17 protein-coding genes and 1 pseudogene are annotated in these 21203 nt (G+C 53.0%); 10 read left to right on the top strand and 8 right to left on the bottom strand.

The annotated features are described in order from the left end of the window. Positions 1–93: 93 nt before the first annotated feature. From aphA to E2L00_RS18730, 3 genes and pseudogenes are all read left to right on the top strand, one after another. Positions 94–281: pseudogene (gene aphA / locus E2L00_RS18720) on the top strand (acid phosphatase AphA); the annotation flags it as partial. A gap of 135 nt (positions 282–416) precedes the next feature. Next, positions 417–833: a secondary thiamine-phosphate synthase enzyme YjbQ gene (locus E2L00_RS18725; protein WP_167614396.1), complete on the top strand. Its 417-nt coding sequence runs from the start codon at positions 417–419 to the stop codon at positions 831–833. Between the two features lie 2 nt (positions 834–835). Continuing rightward, positions 836–1189: an MmcQ/YjbR family DNA-binding protein gene (locus tag E2L00_RS18730; RefSeq protein ID WP_167614398.1), complete on the top strand. Its 354-nt coding sequence runs from the start codon at positions 836–838 to the stop codon at positions 1187–1189. On the opposite strand, the gene uvrA is transcribed toward E2L00_RS18730, so the two are convergent. Beyond that, on the bottom strand, positions 1190–4015 hold the full coding sequence (gene uvrA / locus E2L00_RS18735) for an excinuclease ABC subunit UvrA (RefSeq protein ID WP_167614400.1): 2826 nt from the start codon (positions 4013–4015) through the stop codon (positions 1190–1192). 225 nt (positions 4016–4240) lie between these two features. Between uvrA and ssb1 the strand changes: the two genes are divergently transcribed. Beyond that, entirely contained in the window at positions 4241–4780 is a 540-nt protein-coding gene (gene ssb1, locus E2L00_RS18740; RefSeq protein WP_167614402.1) for a single-stranded DNA-binding protein SSB1, read from the top strand. A gap of 99 nt (positions 4781–4879) precedes the next feature. On the opposite strand, the gene E2L00_RS18745 is transcribed toward ssb1, so the two are convergent. Next, a complete protein-coding gene (locus tag E2L00_RS18745; protein WP_167614404.1) occupies positions 4880–5161 on the bottom strand; it encodes a YjcB family protein in 282 nt (93 codons plus the stop codon). Positions 5162–5721: 560 nt separating this feature from the next. On the opposite strand from E2L00_RS18745, the gene E2L00_RS18750 reads away from it, so the two are divergent. Then, positions 5722–7311: an EAL domain-containing protein gene (locus tag E2L00_RS18750; RefSeq protein WP_167614525.1), complete on the top strand. Its 1590-nt coding sequence runs from the start codon at positions 5722–5724 to the stop codon at positions 7309–7311. Position 7312: 1 nt separating this feature from the next. Here E2L00_RS18750 and soxS read toward each other — a convergent pair whose 3' ends face one another. Further along, on the bottom strand, positions 7313–7636 hold the full coding sequence (gene soxS / locus E2L00_RS18755) for a superoxide response transcriptional regulator SoxS (protein ID WP_167614406.1): 324 nt from the start codon (positions 7634–7636) through the stop codon (positions 7313–7315). Between the two features lie 86 nt (positions 7637–7722). On the opposite strand from soxS, the gene soxR reads away from it, so the two are divergent. The 4 genes from soxR to E2L00_RS18775 all read left to right on the top strand — a co-directional run bounded on the left by soxR (position 7723) and on the right by E2L00_RS18775 (position 12613). Continuing rightward, on the top strand, positions 7723–8178 hold the full coding sequence (gene soxR / locus E2L00_RS18760) for a redox-sensitive transcriptional activator SoxR (protein WP_167614408.1): 456 nt from the start codon (positions 7723–7725) through the stop codon (positions 8176–8178). A gap of 269 nt (positions 8179–8447) precedes the next feature. Further along, a complete protein-coding gene (locus tag E2L00_RS18765) occupies positions 8448–9116 on the top strand; it encodes a glutathione S-transferase family protein (protein WP_167614409.1) in 669 nt (222 codons plus the stop codon). A 350-nt stretch (positions 9117–9466) separates the two neighbouring features. Continuing rightward, positions 9467–10816, top strand: coding sequence for an NCS2 family permease (locus tag E2L00_RS18770; protein WP_167614411.1), 1350 nt, complete (start codon positions 9467–9469; stop codon positions 10814–10816). Between the two features lie 150 nt (positions 10817–10966). Then, the gene (locus tag E2L00_RS18775; protein ID WP_167614413.1) at positions 10967–12613 is read left to right on the top strand and encodes a Na+/H+ antiporter; all 1647 of its coding nucleotides are present in this window, start codon (positions 10967–10969) and stop codon (positions 12611–12613) included. A 79-nt stretch (positions 12614–12692) separates the two neighbouring features. On the opposite strand, the gene E2L00_RS18780 is transcribed toward E2L00_RS18775, so the two are convergent. From E2L00_RS18780 to acs, 5 genes are all read right to left on the bottom strand, one after another. Further along, complete coding sequence (locus E2L00_RS18780; protein ID WP_167614415.1) at positions 12693–13583, bottom strand: LysR family transcriptional regulator; 891 nt, start codon at positions 13581–13583, stop codon at positions 12693–12695. 63 nt (positions 13584–13646) lie between these two features. Continuing rightward, positions 13647–14948: a Gfo/Idh/MocA family protein gene (locus tag E2L00_RS18785; protein WP_167614417.1), complete on the bottom strand. Its 1302-nt coding sequence runs from the start codon at positions 14946–14948 to the stop codon at positions 13647–13649. 127 nt (positions 14949–15075) lie between these two features. Continuing rightward, on the bottom strand, positions 15076–16734 hold the full coding sequence (gene actP / locus E2L00_RS18790) for a cation/acetate symporter ActP (RefSeq protein WP_167614419.1): 1659 nt from the start codon (positions 16732–16734) through the stop codon (positions 15076–15078). Continuing rightward, positions 16731–17045, bottom strand: a complete 315-nt coding sequence (locus E2L00_RS18795) for a DUF485 domain-containing protein (protein ID WP_167614421.1) — start codon at positions 17043–17045, stop codon at positions 16731–16733. Before E2L00_RS18795 ends, actP begins: the two co-directional genes overlap by 4 nt. Before the next feature lie 77 nt (positions 17046–17122). Further along, positions 17123–19081, bottom strand: coding sequence for an acetate--CoA ligase (acs, locus tag E2L00_RS18800; RefSeq protein WP_167614423.1), 1959 nt, complete (start codon positions 19079–19081; stop codon positions 17123–17125). Between the two features lie 424 nt (positions 19082–19505). Between acs and gltP the strand changes: the two genes are divergently transcribed. After that, entirely contained in the window at positions 19506–20819 is a 1314-nt protein-coding gene (gltP, locus tag E2L00_RS18805) for a glutamate/aspartate:proton symporter GltP (RefSeq protein WP_167614425.1), read from the top strand. Positions 20820–21203: the final 384 nt, after the last annotated feature.

The following is a 21203-nucleotide window of genomic DNA, read 5'->3' on the forward strand; positions in this document are numbered from 1 at the left end:
GCCTTGAGCGCCGTCCGTTTATTTCTGCCGCTAAACCAGCCTGTCGTTGCCAAAGAGTCCGTCCCGGCACGGCTCAATCCCGGCGTCACCGTCACCAAAACGCAGTGGCTGAAAGACAAGTAAAGCAGGATATTCTATGGCGACGCGGTAATGACATCATCGCAGTCCGGAACGTCAACGCTCGCGGTATCCGCATACTGCGGGCTTCAAACTCCAGCTATCAGCCTTTGCCAAAAGCAGGTATATACGGCGAAGAAGTGGTTGTTAACGCAGAATATTAATTTCTGAGGCAGCAGAAACACGGCGATAAGCGCAGGCTCGTCACCGTTTTTTTCAGCAAAATTCACCCGCCGGGTTTTACCTTTTGCCAAGTTGCTCGCACACTTAGTTGAGCGCAAATTCATCTGGAGCAATGTATGTGGTTTCAACAGACCCTCACCTTAAAAGCCAAATCCCGTGGTTTTCATCTCATTACTGATGAAGTTCTTGGGCAATTGTTCCGGCTTTCTGAGGTGCAAACCGGACTGCTGCATCTTCTGCTCCAGCATACTTCCGCCTCCCTGACCCTGAATGAAAATTGTGACCCGACCGTGCGTCAGGATATGGAAAGGCACTTTCTGAAAACCGTGCCGGACAATGCCGCCTGGGAACATGATTATGAAGGCCCGGACGACATGCCTTCGCATATCAAATCATCGTTGATGGGCGTGTCGTTGCTGCTGCCCGTACATCGGGGGCAGGTACAACTCGGCACCTGGCAGGGTATCTGGCTGGGAGAACATCGTATTCACGGCGGTTCCCGCAAAATTATTGCGACGCTACAAGGGGAATAAAAATGACGAATTCGGAGCTGTTGCAGTACTGCATGAGCAAGCCGGGCGCGCAGCAAAGCGTGCACAGCGACTGGAAGGCCACGCAGATTAAGGTAGCGGACGTGCTTTATGCGATGGTGCATGACGTGGAGAATCGTCCGGCGGTGTCGTTAAAAGCAAGCCCGGAACTTGCGGATCTGCTGCGGGAAAGCCACAAAGACGTTTTCCCCAGCGCGCATTTAAACAAGGCGCACTGGAGCACGGTTTATCTGGATGGAACGCTACCGGATTCGCAGATTTATTATCTGGTGGATGCATCGTATCAGCAGGCGCTATCGCTGCTGCCCGAACAGACCAGGCAGCAGCTTCCTGACTAATTACTTCAGCAACGGCTTGAGGAAGCGCGCGGTATGAGAGGCAACGCATGTGGCGACCGTTTCCGGCGTGCCGGAGACAAGAATTTCACCGCCGCCGCTGCCGCCTTCCGGGCCAAGATCGACAATCCAGTCCGCGGTTTTAACCACGTCCAGATTATGTTCGATAACCACAATGGTATTTCCCTGGTCTCTGAGCTGATGCAGCACTTCAAGCAATTGCTGAATATCCGCGAAGTGCAAACCGGTGGTCGGCTCATCAAGAATATAAAGCGTTTGCCCGGTGCCGCGCTTGGAAAGCTCACGCGCCAGCTTCACACGCTGCGCTTCACCGCCGGACAGCGTTGTCGCTGACTGGCCCAGGCGGATATAAGACAGGCCAACGTCGATTAGCGTTTGCAGCTTACGCGCCAGCGCCGGTACGGCATCAAAGAAAGCGCGCGCGTCTTCGATGGTCATATCCAGCACTTCATGGATGCTTTTGCCTTTGTATTTAATCTCCAGCGTCTCGCGGTTATAGCGCTTGCCTCTGCACTGGTCGCACGGCACGTAGATGTCCGGCAGGAAGTGCATCTCTACTTTAATCACGCCATCGCCCTGACAGGCTTCGCAACGCCCGCCACGCACGTTAAAGCTGAAGCGGCCCGGCGTATAACCACGCGCGCGGGACTCCGGCACGCCGGCAAACAGCTCGCGTACCGGCGTAAACACGCCGGTATACGTCGCCGGGTTGGAACGCGGAGTGCGGCCAATCGGGCTCTGGTCAATATCGATAACTTTATCGAAGTGTTCCAGCCCCTGTACATCGCGATAGGCTGCCGGTTCCGCAATGGTGGCGCCGTTGAGCTGGCGCTGTGCAATCGGGAACAGCGTATCGTTAATCAACGTCGATTTACCCGAGCCGGAAACCCCGGTGATACAGGTAAACAGGCCTACCGGCAGCGTCAGCGTAACGTCTTTGAGGTTGTTGCCTCTCGCACCTACCAGCTTCAGCACTTTTTCCGGATTGGCAGGCACGCGGTTTTTGGGGACGGCAATTTCACGCTTGCCGCTCAGGTACTGTCCGGTCAGGGATTCCGGCACGGCCATAATGTCCTGCATGGTGCCTTCGGCAACGACCTGGCCGCCGTGCACGCCAGCGCCCGGCCCGATATCAATGATATGGTCAGCCGCACGAATGGCGTCTTCATCGTGTTCAACCACAATCACGGTATTACCGAGATTACGCAGGTGAATCAGCGTTTCGAGCAGGCGTTCGTTATCGCGCTGGTGCAGGCCGATGGACGGCTCATCCAGCACGTACATTACGCCCACCAGCCCGGCCCCGATCTGGCTTGCCAGGCGGATACGCTGGGCTTCGCCGCCGGACAGCGTTTCTGCTGAGCGGGAAAGCGAAAGGTAATTCAGGCCTACGTTGACGAGGAATTTCAGGCGGTCGCCAATCTCTTTAAGCACTTTTTCCGCGATCTGCGCACGCTGACCGCTGAGCTTCATGTTCTGGAAGAATTCCATCGCATGGCCGATGCTCATATCGGAAATAGTCGGCAGCGGAGTGTTCTCGACAAACACATGGCGCGCTTCGCGACGCAGACGAGTGCCTTCACAACTGGCGCACGGACGGTTGCTAATGAACTTCGCCAGCTCTTCGCGTACCGCGGAAGATTCCGTCTCTTTATAGCGGCGCTCCATATTGTGCAACACGCCTTCGAACGGATGGCGGCGCACGGACGTATCGCCACGGTCGTTCATGTACTTGAATTCGACGGTCTCCCTGCCGGAACCGTTGAGCACAACATTTTTTACCGACGCGCTCAGTTCATCCCATGAGGTTTCCACGTCGAATTTGTAGTGATCGGCGAGTGAACGCAGCATGGTGAAGTAGTAGAAGTTGCGGCGATCCCAGCCGCGGATTGCGCCGCCAGCCAGCGACAGTTCGCCATTTTGCACCACCCGATCCGGGTCGAAGTACTGCTGAACGCCCAGCCCGTCGCAGGTTGGGCATGCGCCAGCCGGGTTATTGAAAGAGAACAGGCGAGGCTCTAATTCACGCATGCTGTAGCCGCAAATTGGGCAGGCGAAGTTGGCGGAGAACAGCAGTTCTTCGGCGGTTTCGTCGTCCATATTAGCCACCACGGCGGAACCACCGGACAGCTCAAGCGCGGTTTCAAATGACTCTGCCAGGCGCTGGCCGATATCTTCGCGCACCTTGAAACGGTCCACGACCACTTCAATGGTATGTTTTTTCTGTAGCTCAAGCTTTGGCGGATCGGAAAGATCGCACACCTCGCCGTCGATACGGGCGCGGATATAACCCTGGCTTGCGAGGTTTTCCAGCGTTTTAGCGTGCTCGCCTTTGCGGTCTTTGATGATAGGCGCAAGCAGCATCAGACGCCGGCCTTCAGGCTGGGCCAGTACGTTATCCACCATCTGGCTGACGGTTTGCGCCGCGAGCGGAACATTGTGATCCGGGCAGCGCGGCTCACCCACGCGTGCATATAACAGACGCAGGTAGTCGTGAATTTCAGTAATGGTGCCGACGGTAGATCGTGGGTTGTGCGACGTGGATTTCTGTTCGATAGAAATCGCAGGTGACAGCCCTTCGATGTGGTCAACATCGGGCTTTTCCATCAATGACAGGAACTGACGCGCATAGGCGGAGAGAGACTCAACGTAACGACGTTGCCCCTCAGCGTATAAGGTGTCGAAAGCCAGTGAGGATTTGCCAGAACCCGAAAGCCCGGTCACGACAATGAGTTTGTCGCGAGGGATTATGAGGTTGATATTCTTGAGATTATGGGTGCGGGCGCCCCGAACTTCGATCTTATCCATTCACCTTTCCCGGATTAAAAGCTTTTGCCCGGCCGCATGATGCCACCGGCGATCGTAAACGGTTAATTATGACACAATAAAACCTGAATGGATATCCAGTGTTTTAATGCAATGATGTATAATGCACCAGGATTCTGGAATACATCCCGCAGCTATAAACATTGGGGGTGGCATGGTAGAATCGAGGGTTTACACTATTCATAAAACGTTTCAGGAGACACGATCATGGCCAGCAGAGGCGTAAACAAGGTGATTCTCGTCGGGAATCTGGGTCAGGACCCGGAAGTACGCTACATGCCAAATGGTGGCGCCGTTGCCAACATTACCCTGGCCACGTCAGAGTCCTGGCGCGATAAGCAAACCGGCGAAACCAAAGAGAAAACTGAATGGCACCGCGTTGTGCTGTTCGGCAAACTGGCGGAAGTGGCAGGCGAATACCTGCGTAAAGGTTCCCAGGTTTATATCGAAGGCGCACTGCAAACGCGCAAATGGACCGATCAGGCTGGCGTTGAAAAATACACCACCGAAGTCGTGGTAAACGTGGGCGGCACCATGCAGATGCTGGGTGGTCGTGGCGGCGGTGCAGGCACACCGGCTGGCGGCGGCAACGGCGGGCAGCAGCAGGGCGGTTGGGGTCAACCTCAGCAGCCACAGGGCGGCAATCAGTTCAGCGGCGGCGCGCAGTCTCGTCCGCAGCAGCAGAGCACCCCGGCTCCGTCTAATAATGAACCACCGATGGATTTTGACGACGATATTCCGTTCTGATTCCGTCCAGAATAAAGAACGTCGCTTAAGGCATCAAAAAACCCCTGCCGTTTATTCGGCGGGGGTTTTTGTTTACGTACCTTTTCGACGCCTCGCCACTCAGGTAATGACCATCGGCCATTCTGGCGGAGCGTGGCTTGAGATTTCGACCATCACCTCTTTAAAGGATGTCCACATCACCGCGAAGTCTGCAGCCGTCAGGCCTAACAGCCCGGTAGCAAACCACAATGCTGCGGCGATCCCAAGCCCGCTGCTTGCCACAGCCAGAAACGCGTAGTCAGATTTGCGAAACTGAATATTTAACGTGCTGGCAAGAAACATCAGAACTGCACTAAACAATGGCCAGCGCATCAGTAACACGCCGGTGGTGATGGTAGTCATGAAACCAATCCTCTTAAGGCAAACTTATCAGGCATAACGGCTCGCTACAAAGACAGGCGCAAAAAGAGGCGATGCGGGGACGTCAGCAGGATAAGTTTTTTGCAAAAATGTAAACTAAATCGTTGTTGCATGAAGTGTGTGAAGTCTATCACATTTGTCTTTTTAATCACCAGATGTACGGTGCGTTTTTTGCGCGTTTTTTGCGCGTTTTTCTGCGTCGGGCGATGGTGCAGAAGAGGGAAGAAACGCGCGTTGCGTCAAAAGATATGTATCTTTCAGAACTGCCGATGGTTAACGTTCATGCGTATGGTGATTTTACTTAACGAATTATTCTCTGCTATTTAAAATAAGATAATAAACATATCTTCACAGCCCTATTAAATATTGCGTCATGAATAGCTGATTTTTTCCGCAGCTTTTTTTATGTTCATCTGTGTTTTGCCGTTAAGAATAAAAAGTCTATTGCTAATGTATGATTATTCATGCAACGTAATCGACGGCTTGCGGGTTTGTTCCAGTTAAACGACAACGGGCGGTAATAGCAGGGACATGTGACTACCATGACAGAACGGATTTATCTACGCATTTTACGTACTTCTGGTTTTATGCTGACGGTATGTTTGCCCATCCTGTTGGCGGTATACTTCGCTCATGTTCGCGCCTCCAGTGAGACGCAGCAGCATCTTCGTTCTTTTGCGCAATTAGTTATCGAAAAGACAGAAATCGTTATTCAGCACGTTGAAGCGGCTCAGCATGAAGCACAGCAGTATACAGGCCCGGTTTGTAGCCCTGAACATATGCTAAAGCTACTGGATGTCGCGCGCAGTAAACTGTATATCGAAGATCTCATCTATGCCCGTGAAAATAAATTTATTTGTTCTACGGTTTATAAACCATCCGTGCCTTTTTCCGCGCCCGTAGCTAATTACACCCGCAAACCTGATATTTCAATATTCTATTATCTGGATACGCCGTTTTATATCGGCCATAAAATGACGTATATGCAGCAGGGTAATATTATTGTGGTGATAAACCCACGCACATATGCCGATGTGATGTCAGTCGACCATAGTCTGGCTTATGGCGCATATGATACTGTCACAAAAGATTTTTTCTCTTTAAGTGAGCAGCTTAATACCAAACGCCTGCACGATTTTATTGCAAAAGATGATAAATATTTCGTTGATGAAGAGCGTGTTTATACGATTGTGAAATCACAGCGCAGGCCAATCGCCGTCATTGTTTCGACCTCGGAAGAGCGCTTTAATAAAGAGTGGTATCATCAGCTGACGCTTACCGTACCATTAGGGATTATCTGCAGTATTATTATATTGTTGATATGGTCACGTTCCCGCCAGCAGTTCAATTCACCACGACGCATGCTGCTGCGCGCCATTGAAAAAAAACAGTTAAAACTTCATTACCAGCCGATTATTGATATCCAGAGCGGAAAGTGTGTGGGTGCCGAAGCGCTTCTTCGTTGGGTGAATTATGGCGGGCAGTGGATTAGCCCCGGCAGCTTTATTCCGCTCGCTGAAGCCGAAGGACTGATTCAGAAGATCTCCAATTATGTGATTAACGCCGTCTTCAATGATTTTGGCGAATTCCTTGCAGATCACCCTGACCTGTATATTTCTATTAATTTATCCCCAACAGATTTTCATTGCCCCCGACTGGTAGCAATGCTTGCAGAAAAAATTGAAAAGCACGCAGTCAATGCCAGACAAATAAAAGTTGAAGTAACAGAAAGAGGTTTTATTGATGTACCAAAAACCCGCCCGGTTATTCAGGCGTTCCGCCAGGCTGGTTTTGAAATAGCGATTGATGACTTCGGCACCGGTTATGCTAATTTGCACAACCTGCGTTTCCTGAATGTAGATACCCTTAAAATAGATAAATCTTTTATCGACAATCTCACCACCGACCGGGCCTGCTATCTCATCGCTGAACATATCATTGAAATGGCGCGCAGCCTGGATCTTAAGACCGTCGCTGAAGGTGTCGAGACGCAGGAGCAGGTCGCCTGGCTTCAGGCTCGCGGCGTGCATTACTGTCAGGGTTGGTACTTCGCAAAGGCCTTACCGCCGCAGGAATTTATCGCCTGGCTGCATCGACCAGGCGGCAGCAACGACGTCGTGTTTGCTGATTAACTCAGGCGTGATGGCGGTAGTCGGTCGGCGTGCGGTCAAACTCGCGGCGGAACACCCGGGAAAACGTTTGTTGCGACACGTAGCCGTAATCCATCGCGATATCAAAAATAGGGCGGCGGGTAGAGCGCAGCTCTTTTGCTGCGAGCAACAGCCGACGCTGACGAATGTATTCACCCAGCGTCTGGCGCATGACGGTGCGGAACATTCTTTGCAGATACCACTTTGAATAACCAGATTTTTTCGCCACCACGTCAATGTTCAGCGGCTGGTCGATGTGCTCATCAATCCATTCAGTCAACGTATAAATGATGTCCTGGTGTGCCATGGGCCTTCCTTAATCAACGTATTCGATTAGCAGGTTTTGTTGCCGGAGAGTATAATTCCTCAAGTTAACTTGAGGTAAAGAGCATTTTGGAAAAGAAATTACCCCGCTTTAAATCCTTACTGTCTCCGGGCGAGGTGGCGAAGCGCAGCGGCGTGGCGGTTTCAGCGCTGCACTTTTACGAAAGTAAGGGCTTAATAAAAAGTATCCGTAATAGCGGCAACCAGCGGCGCTATACGCGTGACGTTTTGCGAACGGTCGCCATCATCAAGATAGCGCAGCGTATCGGTATTCCGCTGGCAACTATTGGCGATGCGTTTGGCGTGCTGCCGAACGGGCACGGCATCAATAAAAATGACTGGAAGAGGCTCTCGTCTCTCTGGCGCGAAGAGCTGGACCGACGCATTCATACGCTGACGGCATTAAGGGATGAACTGGATGGCTGTATTGGCTGCGGTTGTTTATCCGGTGCGGATTGCCCGTTGCGTAATCCGGGCGACAGGCTGGGTGAAGAAGGGACCGGCGCTCGCCTGCTGGAAGATTAAAAAACTAAAGCGCCCGACTTCGGCGCTTTAGTTTGTTCCCGGTCTTTGTCTTTCGCTCTATCCCGCTTTTCGCAAGGAGGGTTTCCCCCGACATCAGCGCCCCTCAATTACAGGTTCTCAGGAGGTTCCGGATTGCGCTGACACTTTAAGTGTAGATCCCCTTTTCCAGCTTTCAAGATATGACCGTATATTTTTTGAGCAATCCTTCGTCCTCGGTTCAGGCTGGGTTATCTATAGTTAACCCAACTGCAAAAACAAAAGGTTAGCCCATGATTATCGTCCATCACCTGAACAACTCCCGTTCCCAGCGCGTGCTGTGGATGCTCGAAGAACTTGAGCTGCCCTATCAAATCGTGCGCTACCAGCGCGAACCCACCATGCTGGCGCCTGAGGCGCTGAAAAAAGTACATCCGTTAGGTAAATCACCCGTGCTGGAAGACAACGGCAATATCATTGCTGAATCCGGCGCAATTCTTGAGTATCTGCAGGAAACTTACGATAACGAAAGCCGTTTAAAGCCGATAGCCGCGCAGGATAAGCTTCAGTACCGCTTCTGGCTGCACTATGCCGAAGGTTCGCTTATGCCACTGTTGATGATGAAGCTGGTATTTGGCCGTCTGGGGAAAGCGCCGGTGCCATGGCTGCTGCGCCCCGTTGGCAAAGCTTTAGGGCAGGGCATACAGAAAGCTTACCTCAATAAACAGCTCGCCACCCACGCGCGATTTATCGACGATTATCTTGGCAAAACGCCCTGGTTTGCCGGACAGGCGTTTAGCGTGGCGGACATTCAAATGAGCTTCCCGCTGATTGCGTTACTCGCGCGCGGTAATATTAACGACCTGCCGAATCTCCAGGCATGGGTGAAAAACGCGCAAATGCGCCCGGCCTGGCAAAGAGCGGTTCAACAGGGCGGGCCATTTGACATCCCGGGCGGCTGACCGGTTAAAATTTGAGCGAGTCAGCAAAACGCTTTGCCGCTATCTTGCTTTATTGTTGCGAAATTGCGCATTAACGATAACGTTTGCGCATGACGCGGTGATTATTTCATCGGCCAGCGTTATTTTCAGCAAAAAGCGGCAAAGTTTGGTTGAAAATCCCCTTAAGAAGGCCGGATAATCGTTTGCCTTCATTTTGACGCGCAATTTTTACACGCGGAGTTAAACGTTTGCTTTTTTTGCGACGCCCCTTTTTGTCGCAATCGCAGCACAGGGATAAGACGTTTAATCGGCAGCGGAATGTCCGCCGGGTGTAATAATGTAATCATAAAAATCTCAGGGGATTTTTCACTATGTCTACTCCTTCACCGCGTGCAACCGGCGGCCTCGACGCCTGGTTCAAAATATCTGCACGTGGCAGCACCGTTCGTCAGGAAATCGTGGCCGGTTTAACCACTTTCCTTGCGATGGTTTATTCCGTTATCGTTGTGCCTGGCATGCTGGGCAAAGCGGGCTTTCCTCCCGCGGCGGTCTTTGTGGCGACCTGCCTGGTGGCGGGCGTGGGTTCGCTCGTTATGGGCCTGTGGGCGAATCTGCCGCTGGCTATCGGCTGTGCCATCTCGCTGACCGCGTTCACCGCGTTTAGCCTGGTGCTTGGCCAGCATATTAGCGTTCCTGTCGCTTTAGGCGCGGTGTTCCTGATGGGCGTACTGTTTACCATTATTTCCGCTACCGGCATCCGTAGCTGGATTTTACGCAACCTGCCGATGGGCGTTGCGCACGGCACCGGCATTGGCATCGGCCTGTTCCTGCTGCTGATTGCCGCAAACGGTGTCGGTCTGGTTATTAAAAACCCGCTCGATGGTCTGCCGGTTGCGCTCGGTCATTTCGCCAGCTTCCCGGTCATCATGTCACTGATCGGCCTTGCGGTAATTATCGGTCTGGAAAAACTGAAAGTACCGGGTGGAATCCTGCTGACTATCATCGGTATTTCCATTGTAGGTTTGCTTTTCGACCCTTCCGTGCGCTTCTCCGGCATTTTCGCGATGCCCTCTCTGAAAGACGAAGCGGGTAATTCGCTGATTGGGAGCCTGGACATCATGGGCGCGCTCAACCCCGTCGTTCTGCCAAGCGTGCTGGCGCTGGTAATGACGGCGGTGTTCGACGCCACCGGCACTATTCGCGCGGTTGCCGGTCAGGCAAATCTGCTGGATAAAGACGGGCAAATTATCGATGGCGGCAAAGCGCTGACCACTGATTCCCTGAGCAGCGTGTTTTCTGGCTTTGTAGGGGCTGCCCCTGCGGCGGTTTATATTGAATCCGCAGCCGGTACTGCCGCAGGCGGTAAAACAGGTCTGACGGCTATTACCGTTGGCGTCCTGTTCCTGCTGATTCTGTTCCTGTCGCCGCTTTCTTATCTGGTTCCTGCGTACGCAACCGCTCCGGCGCTGATGTACGTTGGTCTGCTGATGCTAAGCAACGTGGCGAAAATCGACTTCGCTGATTTTGTTGATGCCATGGCGGGCCTGATCACCGCCGTGTTTATCGTGCTGACCTGTAACATCGTTACCGGCATTATGATCGGCTTTGCCTCGCTGGTGATTGGCCGCATCTTCTCCGGCGAGTGGCGCAAGCTGAACATCGGCACCGTTGTTATCGCTGTCGCTCTGGTCGCGTTTTACGCGGGCGGCTGGGCAATTTAAGATTTTTCTTCTGCGGGTCACGCCTTGCGCGGCCCGCAACTTATTTTCTTTCTGGGCATTTCCTGTTTCATTTCGGTGTAGAAAGTTGTTTTATTATTAAAGCAACCGCCTGCAAAAAGGGTTTCACAACACACCGCGACTAAGGAAAGCATGGAAATCTTCTTCACTATTCTCATCATGACCCTTGTGGTCTCTTTATCTGGGGTAGCAACACGCATGCTGCCTTTCCAGATCCCGCTGCCGTTAATGCAAATCGCAATAGGTGCGCTGCTTGCGTGGCCGCACTTCGGCTTACATGTTGAATTCGACCCCGAGTTATTCCTCGTGCTGTTTATCCCGCCGCTGCTGTTTGCGGATGGCTGGAAGACGCCAACCCATGAGTTTTTGAAACACGGCAGAGAAATCATCGGCCTTGCGCTGGTTCTGGTGCTGGTTACTATCGTGGGCATCGGCTTCCTTATTTATTATATGGTGCCGGGGATCCCACTGGTTCCTGCATTTGCCCTGGCAGCCGTGCTGTCACCAACCGATGCCGTGGCGCTATCCGGTATCGTCGGCGAAGGGCGCATTCCAAAGAAGATTATGGGGATTTTGCAGGGCGAAGCCTTGATGAACGACGCGTCCGGTCTGGTATCGCTGAAAATGGCGGTCGCGGTGGCGGTTGGCGCGATGGTCTTTACCGTCGGCGGGGCGACGGTCGAATTCCTGAAAGTAGCGATTGGCGGCTTGCTTGCCGGTATCGCAGTGAGCTGGCTGTATGGTAAATCCCTGCGCCTGATGAGCCGCTGGAGCGGCGATGAGCCCGCGACGCAAATCCTGCTGCTGCTGCTGTTACCTTTCGCTTCTTACCTTATTGCCGAACATATTGGCGTTTCGGGTATCCTGGCGGCCGTTGCTGCGGGGATGACCATCACCCGTTCTGGAGTGCTGCGTAGCGCGCCGCTGGCCATGCGCCTGCGTGCTAACAGCGTTTGGGCCATGCTGGAGTTTGTCTTCAACGGCATGGTTTTCCTGCTGTTGGGCCTGCAACTGCCGGGCATTCTGGAAACGTCTATTACTGCCGCGAATGCCGATCCGAACGTAGATCTCTGGATGCTGTTCGTCGATATCGTGCTGATTTATGTCGCGCTGATTGGCGTACGTTTCCTGTGGCTGTGGTCCATGAAGCGTATCAGCCTGCGCTTTATGAAAAAGCGTCCGCTGGAGTTTGGCTCCTTCACCACGCGTGAACTGGCGGTTGCCTCTTTTGCCGGAGTACGCGGGGCGATCACCCTTGCTGGCGTGCTGTCGATTCCGCTGTTTCTGGGCGATGGCACGCCGTTCCCGGCGCGCTATGAGCTGATATTTCTCTCCGCCGGCGTGATCCTGTTCTCGCTGTTTGCCGGGGTGATTATGCTGCCTGTTCTGCTGAAAAATGTCGAACTGGCGGATAAATCCGCCGCTCATCAGGAAGAGCGTCTGGCCCGTTCCGCAACGGCAGAAGTTGCCATTGTCGCGATCCAGAAAATGGAAGAGCGCCTGGCAGCAGATACCAAAGAAAATATTGACGATCAGCTGCTTACCGAGGTGAGCTCGCGCGTTATCGGCAACCTTCGTCGCCGGGCCGATGGGCGAAACGACGTGGAAAGCAGCGAGCTGGAAGAAAACCTGGAACGTCGCTTCCGCCTTGCCGCGTTACGCTCCGAACGCGCTGAACTGTACCATCTGCGCGCCACGCAAAAAATCAGCAACGAGACGCTGCAAAAGCTGCTGCACGATCTCGACCTGCTCGAAGCATTGCTTATCGACAGGAATTAAAAGGCGGGTAACGGCTACGCTTATCCATCCTGCGAATCGTACTTGCAGGATGGATGAGTAACAGCGTCATTCACCGTCGTTACACATCCACCCTTGGCCAGAACTCTTTGCAGCAGGCAATCCACGCCCGCGCACTTTGTGAAATATAGACGCCTTCCCGCCAGATCATCCCTAATCGCCAGCTTAAATCGCTCTCCAGCGGCAGCCACATTAAGGTGGCTTTATCCAGCTTCTGACAGACTGGCTCTGGTAAAATTGCAATGCCCGTCCCCGCCTGAACCATGGCTGCCAGGAAGTCCCATTGCCCGCTTCGTACGGCGATACGCGGGGTAACCCCATGTTCATGGAATAGCTGCATCAACTGGCGGCTAAGAGCAAAATCTTCGTTATAGATAAGCAGCGGGTGGGCCGCAAGTTCGCCTGGCGTAACGCTTGCGCGCGACATCCACGGGCCTGAGCGAGGCACCAGAACGCATAGCGGATGGCGAAACAGCGGCAGCATTGTAAAGGTGCTTTCGTCTTCTATGGGAAGCGCCGTCACGGCTAAATCCAGCTCGCCATTTATCACGGCTTGCTGCACCGTCAGGCTGCCAGATTCAGAAATTTTCAGCTCCACGCCAGGATAGCGCTGGCGATACAGGCTGATTGGCCCGGTCAGCAGCATACCCACCATCGGAGGAATACCCAGGCGCAGCACGCCTCTGCTCAGGTGATTAATGTCGCCTAACTCCGTCTCCAGCTGGCGGAATTCAGCCAGAATTGCCAGGCCTCGCTGATAAACTATCTGGCCCGTATCGGTGAGCAGCAGCCTGCGGCCATTGCGGATCAGCAGCGTACAACCCAGTTCATCCTCAAGGTTGCGCAACATTTTGCTAATAGTCGGCTGTGTAACAAACATCTTCTCCGCTGCGCGGGTAAAACTTTGCTGGCGGATAACTTCAACAAAATAACGCAGCGTTCTGATGTCCATAATTATTCCCGTTAACTTTACCTTTGATGTTTTAACGGTTTTGTCGGCCAGGCGGGTGAAACATCACCCGGCGTGATTTTTCAACCGTGTAACCAGCTCAAACTCTTTAAACCATACGGGCCGCTGCTGCTGCATAGAGATGTTCCCGGCGATGCCTGTCAGAATTGACATCGCGCCAGCCCGATGATCGGCCGCCCGTTTCAGCGGATCGTCACCCGGATCGCCAAATAAATCCGCCAGCATTGCGTTATCTCCCCCGCCGTGTCCGCCTTCTCCGACTGTGAAATCAGCTTTGTACGGTTCGGCAAAAATCGGGAATACCGTAATATCGCAGCTTTCCAGGCTGCCTTCGTTATCTCGCTGCCCGCCCGCGTTGACGTAGGAGGTTTCCACCAGCTTCATCTCCAGTCGTCCACGGCTGCCGTTGAATACCACGTTTAATCCTTCCCAGGGCAGATAGGCATTCAGGGAATAGGTTAGCTGCACCTGATTTTGATACTTCACCAGTACGGACAGGGTGTCTTCAATGTTTATGCCGTCGCTGAATACATTCCGATCCCGAAAATAGTTATCTTCATGCTCCGCGTCGAGATACAGCGCCTTAAGCTGGACGTTCTCTTCCATATGCAGGGCAAAGGGATCGTCTTTCGCCGCAGCATAGCCGTGGGCACGTGGATAAAAATGCGAGATCCCACGCTTTTCTGCATTCTCTTTTCCGTAGAAACGCAGGCCGCCTTCCGCATAGACCCTCTGCGGATAGCTTCCCAGCCAGAAATTCATCAGGTCAAAATGATGGGTGGATTTATGCACCAGCAGGCCGCCGCTGTTGCGCTTCTCCCGGTGCCAGCGACGAAAATAATCCGCGCCGTGTTCGGTATTAAGCAGCCATTCGAAATGGACGGAAAATACTTCTCCAATGGCGTTATTCATCAGCAGTTCACGGATCTTGCTGTGGTGCGGCGCATATCGGTAATTAAACGCTACACGCACCTGGCGATTTGTTTGCTCAACGGCATCGAGAATACGCAAGGCGCGCGGCTCGTCGATGGTCATCGGCTTTTCGGTAATTACATCGCAGCCCGCGTGAAGCGCCTGCACGATATAATCATCGTGCGTGCGATCCATGGTAGTCACAATGATAATATCCGGGCGAGTTTCGTGAATCATCGCCCCAAAGTTTTCTGCTTTCCAGGTCGATACCTTCTGCGCGCCAGCCTGGCTCAGTAGCGTATTGGCGTAGTTCATGCGCGTCTGATTGGTATCGCAAAATGCGACCAACCGCGCGTTGTCTTTCCACTTTCCGCTGATTGCTTCGATATATAGTCCGGCACGGCCACCGGTTCCGACCAGGGCATACTTCTTCATATCATCCTCGCTGACTCAGTAAATAAAACATCGTTTCATTATTACGATAATGTAGCGCTCAGAGATAAGATTGATACCGTGGCGGGAGAAAAATGTGATCCCCGGCCGAATAGCCGGGGAGGAATGCCTAGTGCGCGCGTCCTTGTTCAATGCCGATCCCGGTCTGGGAACGGATAAATTGAGCACGGAATTTTTCGCGTTCAAGATTACCTTCCGGGCTGTTATCGGTGATCGAGAACGCCCAGATACCCACAAACGCCACCAGAATAGAGAACAGCGCCGGGTACTCATACGGGAAGACAGCCGTTGCGTGACCCAGCACCTGTACCCAAATCGTCGGGCCGAGGATCATCAGTATCACCGCCGTCAACAGGCCAAGCCAGCCGCCAATCATCGCGCCGCGAGTGGTCAACTTCGACCAGTACATCGACAGCAGAATAATCGGGAAGTTACAGCTTGCCGCGATGGAGAACGCCAGGCCAACCATGAAGGCGATATTCTGTTTTTCAAACAAAATACCCAGTCCGATAGCCACCACGCCCAGAATCAACACGGTAATTTTCGACACGCGGATCTCATCGCGCTCGGATGCCCCTTTGCGGAACACGTTGGCGTACAAATCGTGCGAAACCGCAGAGGCACCGGCCAGCGTTAAGCCAGCTACCACCGCCAGAATGGTGGCGAAGGCTACGGCGGATATAAAGCCCAGGAACAGGTTGCCGCCCACGGCGTTAGCGAGGTGAACCGCGGCCATATTGTTACCGCCGATCAGCGCACCCGCCGCATCTTTAAACGCCGGATTAGCACCGACCAGCATGATGGCGCCAAAGCCGATGATAAAGGTCAGTATGTAGAAGTACCCCATAAAACCGGTGGCGTAGAGCACGCTCTTACGGGCTTCGCGGGCATCGCTGACCGTAAAGAAGCGCATCAGGATATGCGGTAAACCTGCGGTGCCAAACATCAGCCCCAGACCAAGCGACAGCGCTGAAATCGGATCTTTCACCAGTCCGCCAGGGCTCATAATGGCCGCGCCTTTCGGGTGAACCGCCATGGCTTCGCTGAACAGGTTGCTGAAGCTGAAGCCAACATGTTTCATCACCATAAAGGCCATGAAGCTTGCGCCGAACAGCAGCAGCACGGCTTTGATTATCTGCACCCAGGTGGTGGCGAGCATGCCGCCGAACAGCACGTACATCACCATCAGCACGCCGACCAGCACCACCGCAACGTGGTAATTCAGGCCGAACAGCAGCTCAATGAGTTTACCCGCGCCCACCATCTGTGCGATGAGGTACAGCGCCACAACGACTAACGAACCGCAGGCGGACAAAATACGAATCGGCCCCTGTTTCAGGCGGTAAGAGGCGACATCCGCAAAGGTATAGCGTCCGAGGTTACGCAGGCGCTCGGCAATCAGGAACAGGATGATTGGCCAGCCTACCAGGAAGCCGAGCGAGTAAATCAGGCCGTCATACCCGGAGGTGTAAACCAGGGCGGAAATCCCGAGGAATGACGCCGCCGACATAAAGTCGCCGGAAATCGCCAGCCCGTTCTGAAAGCCGGTAATATTGCCGCCAGCGGTGTAGTAATCGCTACGCGAACGGGTGCGTTTCGAAGCCCAGTATGTGATGTACAGCGTCATGGCAACGAAAATGACGAACATGATTATCGCTTGCCAGTTGGTCGGCTGGCGCTGCACATCGCCGGTAATGGCGTCGGCTGCCAGCACCGTGGCGGGCAAGGTAAGCAGAGGGGCCGTAAGTGCGGTCAGAAAACGTTTCATGATGCGTTTACCTCGCGCAGCATGGCGTGAGTCAGACGGTCAAATTCGCCGTTGGCTCGCCAGACGTAAATGGCGGTAAGCACGAAGGAAATAACGATTACGCCAACGCCTATCGGTATGCCACGCGTGACGCTGGTGCCCGCGTGCAAAGGCGTGCCCAGCCAGCCCGGTGCGAAGGCAATCAGCATGATAAAGCCAACGTAAATTATCAGCATGATTATCGATAGGATAATGGCAAACCGCTGCCTTTTTTCGACCAGCTCCCTGAAATGCGCGCTGTCTTCTATCCGTTGATAAATGAGGTCATTCATCACAGAGTCTCCAGAGGTAAGTTGTGGTTTTTATAGTTCCCTCTCCGGAAGGAGAGGGGTAAACAGGGCCGAGAATGTTATGAAGGCATAGTAAGGGCTTGTTTTTCTTCCAGCAGCTTGTCGACTACGCCAGGATCGGCAAGCGTCGAGGTATCGCCAAAGTTGCTGGTATCCCCGGCGGCGATTTTGCGCAGAATGCGGCGCATAATCTTGCCGGAGCGGGTTTTCGGCAGCGAGTCGGTCCAGTGCAGGACGTCCGGCGTGGCAAGCGGGCCAATTTCTTTTCGCACCCAGTTACGCACTTCGGCATACAGCTCTGGCGTCGGCTCTTCACCGTGATTCAGCGTGACGTAAGCATAAATCGCCTGACCTTTAATATTGTGGGGAATACCCACTACCGCGGCTTCGGCAATTTTCGGATGTGATACAAGCGCCGACTCAATCTCCGCGGTGCCTAAACGGTGCCCGGAGACGTTCAGCACATCATCCACACGACCCGTTATCCAGAAGTAGCCGTCTTCATCACGACGTGCGCCATCACCGCTGAAATACATATTTTTAAAGGTCGAGAAGTAAGTTTGCTCGAAGCGTTCGTGATCGCCGAACAGAGTGCGCGCCTGGCCCGGCCATGAATCGGTGATAACCAAATTCCCGTCGGTTGCGCCCTGCTGCGGGTTACCTTCGTTATCTACCAGCGCGGGCTGTACGCCAAAGAACGGACGCGAGGCGGAGCCCGCTTTCAGTTCGGTTGCCCCTGGCAGCGGGGTGATCATGAAGCCGCCCGTTTCAGTCTGCCACCAGGTATCTATCACCGGACACTTCTCGTTACCGATATTCTTCCAGTACCACTCCCAGGCTTCCGGGTTAATCGGTTCGCCAACGGAGCCAAGAATACGCAATGAAGAGCGGTCGGTTTCTGCAATCGCTTTATCGCCTTCGGCCATCAAAGCGCGGATGGCCGTAGGCGCGGTGTAGAGAATATTCACTTTGTGTTTATCCACTACCTGCGCCATACGGTTCGGGGCAGGCCAGTTTGGCACGCCTTCGAACATCAGGGTGATGGCGCCACAGGCCAGCGGGCCATACAGCAAATAGCTGTGGCCGGTCACCCAGCCGACGTCTGCTGTACACCAGTAGACGTCGCCCGGATGGTAATCAAAAACGTACTTAAAGGTAGTTGCGGCATAGACCAGATATCCACCCGTAGTGTGGACCACGCCTTTCGGCTTGCCGGTCGAACCGGAGGTATAAAGGATGAAGAGCGGGTCTTCGGCGTTCATCTCTACAGGCTGATGGTGAGCGCAGGCCTTCTCGACCAGTTCGTTCCACCACAGGTCACGGCCTTCATGCCATTCAATGTTGCCGCCAGTGCGTTTTAAAACAATCACATGCTCAACGGTTTTTACGTTGGGATTTTTCAGCGCGTCATCAACGTTTTTCTTCAGCGGAATAGCGCGACCGGCACGAACACCTTCGTCGGCGGTAATGACCAGGCGAGAGCTGGAGTCAATAATGCGTCCGGCAACGGCTTCCGGGGAGAATCCACCAAAAATAACCGAATGCACCGCGCCAATACGTGCGCAGGCCAGCATCGCTACGGCAGCTTCCGGCACCATCGGCATATAGATAGCAACCACATCGCCTTTCTTTATACCTAGCTCGACCAGGGTATTGGCAAAACGGCAGACATCGCGATGCAGTTCGCGGTAAGTAATGGTTTTGCTCTGGGTCGCATCATCGCCTTCCCAGATAATCGCCGTCTGGTCGCCGCGTTCCTTCAGGTGCCTGTCCAGGCAGTTGGCCGCAAGGTTCAGCGTGCCGTCTTCATACCAGCGAATAGAGATGTTTCCCGGCGCGAAGGAGGTGTTTTTCACCTTCTGGTAGGGTTTGATCCAGTCGAGGATTTTCCCTTGTTCGCCCCAAAATGCGTCTGGATCATGCACCGACTGCTGATACATGGATAAGTATTGCTCCGGATTGATCAGGCAGTGTTCCGCAATATTTGCGGGAATAGCGTGTTTGTGTCGTTGTGTCATGGCTTTTTTTCTCCTTGAGGATGTTAATAATATGTCACGCAAACGTTAATTGTAGGGGTATTGGCAGCTTTGTTTATTTTTTGGGCGGCAGATCACGCATTCGTTAAGCGGTATGAAAAATAATCAAACGATTCATTAAGAAGAAATAATTCGCGCGGCGGGTTATTTAAAAAAGCTATGAGTAAATATATTTTATAACAATGCGTTATAGTAGTTGATATGACTAAATTTCCATTTACCCGCGCTTTTTGATTGAATAACTCCGAAAATACAGGCTTGCGCAGCATAGCGTACAAATGGTACTCATACCCCTGCTGAATTAAGCCCCTCGTAAATCCCGACATTTGTTATACCCCTTTTACGTTTGTGACGTTCTCATCAGCTTCAATATGAGAATGGCGTTTTATTGAGGAATAAAATCGTTATGAAACAACCAAAGGTCAGCCTTGCCTGGCAGATACTGCTGGCGCTGGTGCTGGGCATTGCGCTGGGAAGCGTTCTGCATTATCAAAGTGACGAGCGCGAATGGCTTATCGCCAATTTGCTCTCTCCGGCAGGTGATATCTTTATTCATCTGATCAAAATGATTGTCGTGCCGATTGTAATTTCTACGCTGGTGGTAGGCATTGCGGGCGTGGGCGATGCCAAACAGCTCGGACGCATCGGTGCGAAAACCATTCTCTATTTCGAAGTGATCACGACGGTTGCCATTATCCTGGGGATTACCCTGGCGAACGTGTTCCAGCCGGGACACGGTATTGATATGTCGCAGCTTGCCAGCGTGGATATTTCGAAATACCAACACACCGCCGAAGACGTTCAGAGCCACGCCCACGGATTAATGGGCACTATTCTTTCCCTCGTGCCGACCAACATTGTGGCATCGATGGCGAAGGGCGACATGCTGCCGATTATCTTCTTCTCGGTGCTGTTTGGCCTTGGCCTCTCTTCGCTGCCGGCCACGCATCGTGAGCCTCTGGTCACGGTATTCCGCTCTATCTCCGAAACCATGTTCAAAGTAACCCACATGGTGATGCGTTACGCTCCGGTTGGAGTCTTTGCGCTGATCGCTGTGACGGTAGCAAACTTCGGTTTTGCTTCGCTTTGGCCGTTGCTCAAACTGGTGCTGCTGGTTTACTTCGCCATTCTGTTCTTTGCGCTGGTTGTGCTGGGCGCGGTGGCCCGTCTGTGCGGGCTGCGTGTCTGGATTTTAATTCGCATCCTTAAGGAAGAATTGATTCTTGCTTACTCCACGGCAAGCTCTGAAAGCGTGCTGCCGCGCATCATCGAGAAGATGGAAGCGTACGGTGCACCGGCGTCCATCACCAGTTTCGTCGTACCGACGGGTTATTCCTTTAACCTTGATGGTTCCACGCTGTACCAGAGTATTGCGGCCATCTTTATCGCGCAGCTTTACGGGATTGAATTGTCAATCGGTCAGGAAATCATCCTGGTGCTGACGCTGATGGTGACTTCCAAAGGTATCGCAGGCGTGCCGGGCGTATCCTTCGTTGTGCTGCTGGCAACGCTTGGCAGCGTAGGTATTCCGCTGGAAGGACTGGCGTTTATCGCCGGCGTAGACCGTATCCTTGATATGGCGCGTACCGCACTGAATGTGGTGGGGAATGCGCTGGCGGTGCTGGTTATCGCCAAGTGGGAACATAAGTTCGACAGTAAAAAAGCGGCGGCTTACGAGCGGGAAATGCTGGGCGGCTTTACGGATAAAGCGAACAGCTAATCAAAGTTTGTGAAATAAATACAAACGGCCCAACGGGGCCGTTTTAGCTTGCTGACAAAGAAGAAAAAAGCGTGGTTTTTCCTTCTTTTGATTATCAGCCGAAAATTAATCCGTTGATTTTGCTTATTTTTTATTCCACGGTGTACGTTCAACCTGTGCTGGTTGAGAGTTTGTCATCAGTCTGAACGGCCCAACAGGGCCGTTTTCTTTGCCTGTTAATAAAGATTTTGCGGCATATTTCACCCGTGATGTAAGCCACATCCCAGCCAAAGTTGTTATCAGTGTGACGCTGGTTGAAATTTCAGCATGGGTATTTGTTTTTTATGCGGTACTCCATTAACAATCGTTCACACTTACCTATTGACCTGGACAGCCTCCCGGAGA

The sequence above is a fragment of the Cedecea colo genome, assembly GCF_011808225.1.
In the GTDB taxonomy this organism is placed as follows: Bacteria; Pseudomonadota; Gammaproteobacteria; order Enterobacterales; family Enterobacteriaceae; genus Dryocola; species Dryocola colo.

What these genes read in the sequence shown, in the direction of transcription:
- gltP (WP_167614425.1), top strand. Translation starts at nt 19,506, where the DNA reads ATGAAACAACCAAAGGTCAGCCTTGCCTGGCAGATACTGCTGGCGCTG.
- E2L00_RS18775 (WP_167614413.1), top strand. Translation starts at nt 10,967, where the DNA reads ATGGAAATCTTCTTCACTATTCTCATCATGACCCTTGTGGTCTCTTTA.
- actP (WP_167614419.1), bottom strand. Translation starts at nt 16,734, where the DNA reads ATGAAACGTTTTCTGACCGCACTTACGGCCCCTCTGCTTACCTTGCCC.
- E2L00_RS18725 (WP_167614396.1), top strand. Translation starts at nt 417, where the DNA reads ATGTGGTTTCAACAGACCCTCACCTTAAAAGCCAAATCCCGTGGTTTT.
- soxS (WP_167614406.1), bottom strand. Translation starts at nt 7,636, where the DNA reads ATGGCACACCAGGACATCATTTATACGTTGACTGAATGGATTGATGAG.
- E2L00_RS18765 (WP_167614409.1), top strand. Translation starts at nt 8,448, where the DNA reads ATGATTATCGTCCATCACCTGAACAACTCCCGTTCCCAGCGCGTGCTG.
- E2L00_RS18795 (WP_167614421.1), bottom strand. Translation starts at nt 17,045, where the DNA reads ATGAATGACCTCATTTATCAACGGATAGAAGACAGCGCGCATTTCAGG.
- uvrA (WP_167614400.1), bottom strand. Translation starts at nt 4,015, where the DNA reads ATGGATAAGATCGAAGTTCGGGGCGCCCGCACCCATAATCTCAAGAAT.
- E2L00_RS18750 (WP_167614525.1), top strand. Translation starts at nt 5,722, where the DNA reads ATGACAGAACGGATTTATCTACGCATTTTACGTACTTCTGGTTTTATG.
- E2L00_RS18770 (WP_167614411.1), top strand. Translation starts at nt 9,467, where the DNA reads ATGTCTACTCCTTCACCGCGTGCAACCGGCGGCCTCGACGCCTGGTTC.
- E2L00_RS18730 (WP_167614398.1), top strand. Translation starts at nt 836, where the DNA reads ATGACGAATTCGGAGCTGTTGCAGTACTGCATGAGCAAGCCGGGCGCG.
- E2L00_RS18745 (WP_167614404.1), bottom strand. Translation starts at nt 5,161, where the DNA reads ATGACTACCATCACCACCGGCGTGTTACTGATGCGCTGGCCATTGTTT.
- E2L00_RS18785 (WP_167614417.1), bottom strand. Translation starts at nt 14,948, where the DNA reads ATGAAGAAGTATGCCCTGGTCGGAACCGGTGGCCGTGCCGGACTATAT.
- E2L00_RS18780 (WP_167614415.1), bottom strand. Translation starts at nt 13,583, where the DNA reads ATGGACATCAGAACGCTGCGTTATTTTGTTGAAGTTATCCGCCAGCAA.
- ssb1 (WP_167614402.1), top strand. Translation starts at nt 4,241, where the DNA reads ATGGCCAGCAGAGGCGTAAACAAGGTGATTCTCGTCGGGAATCTGGGT.
- acs (WP_167614423.1), bottom strand. Translation starts at nt 19,081, where the DNA reads ATGACACAACGACACAAACACGCTATTCCCGCAAATATTGCGGAACAC.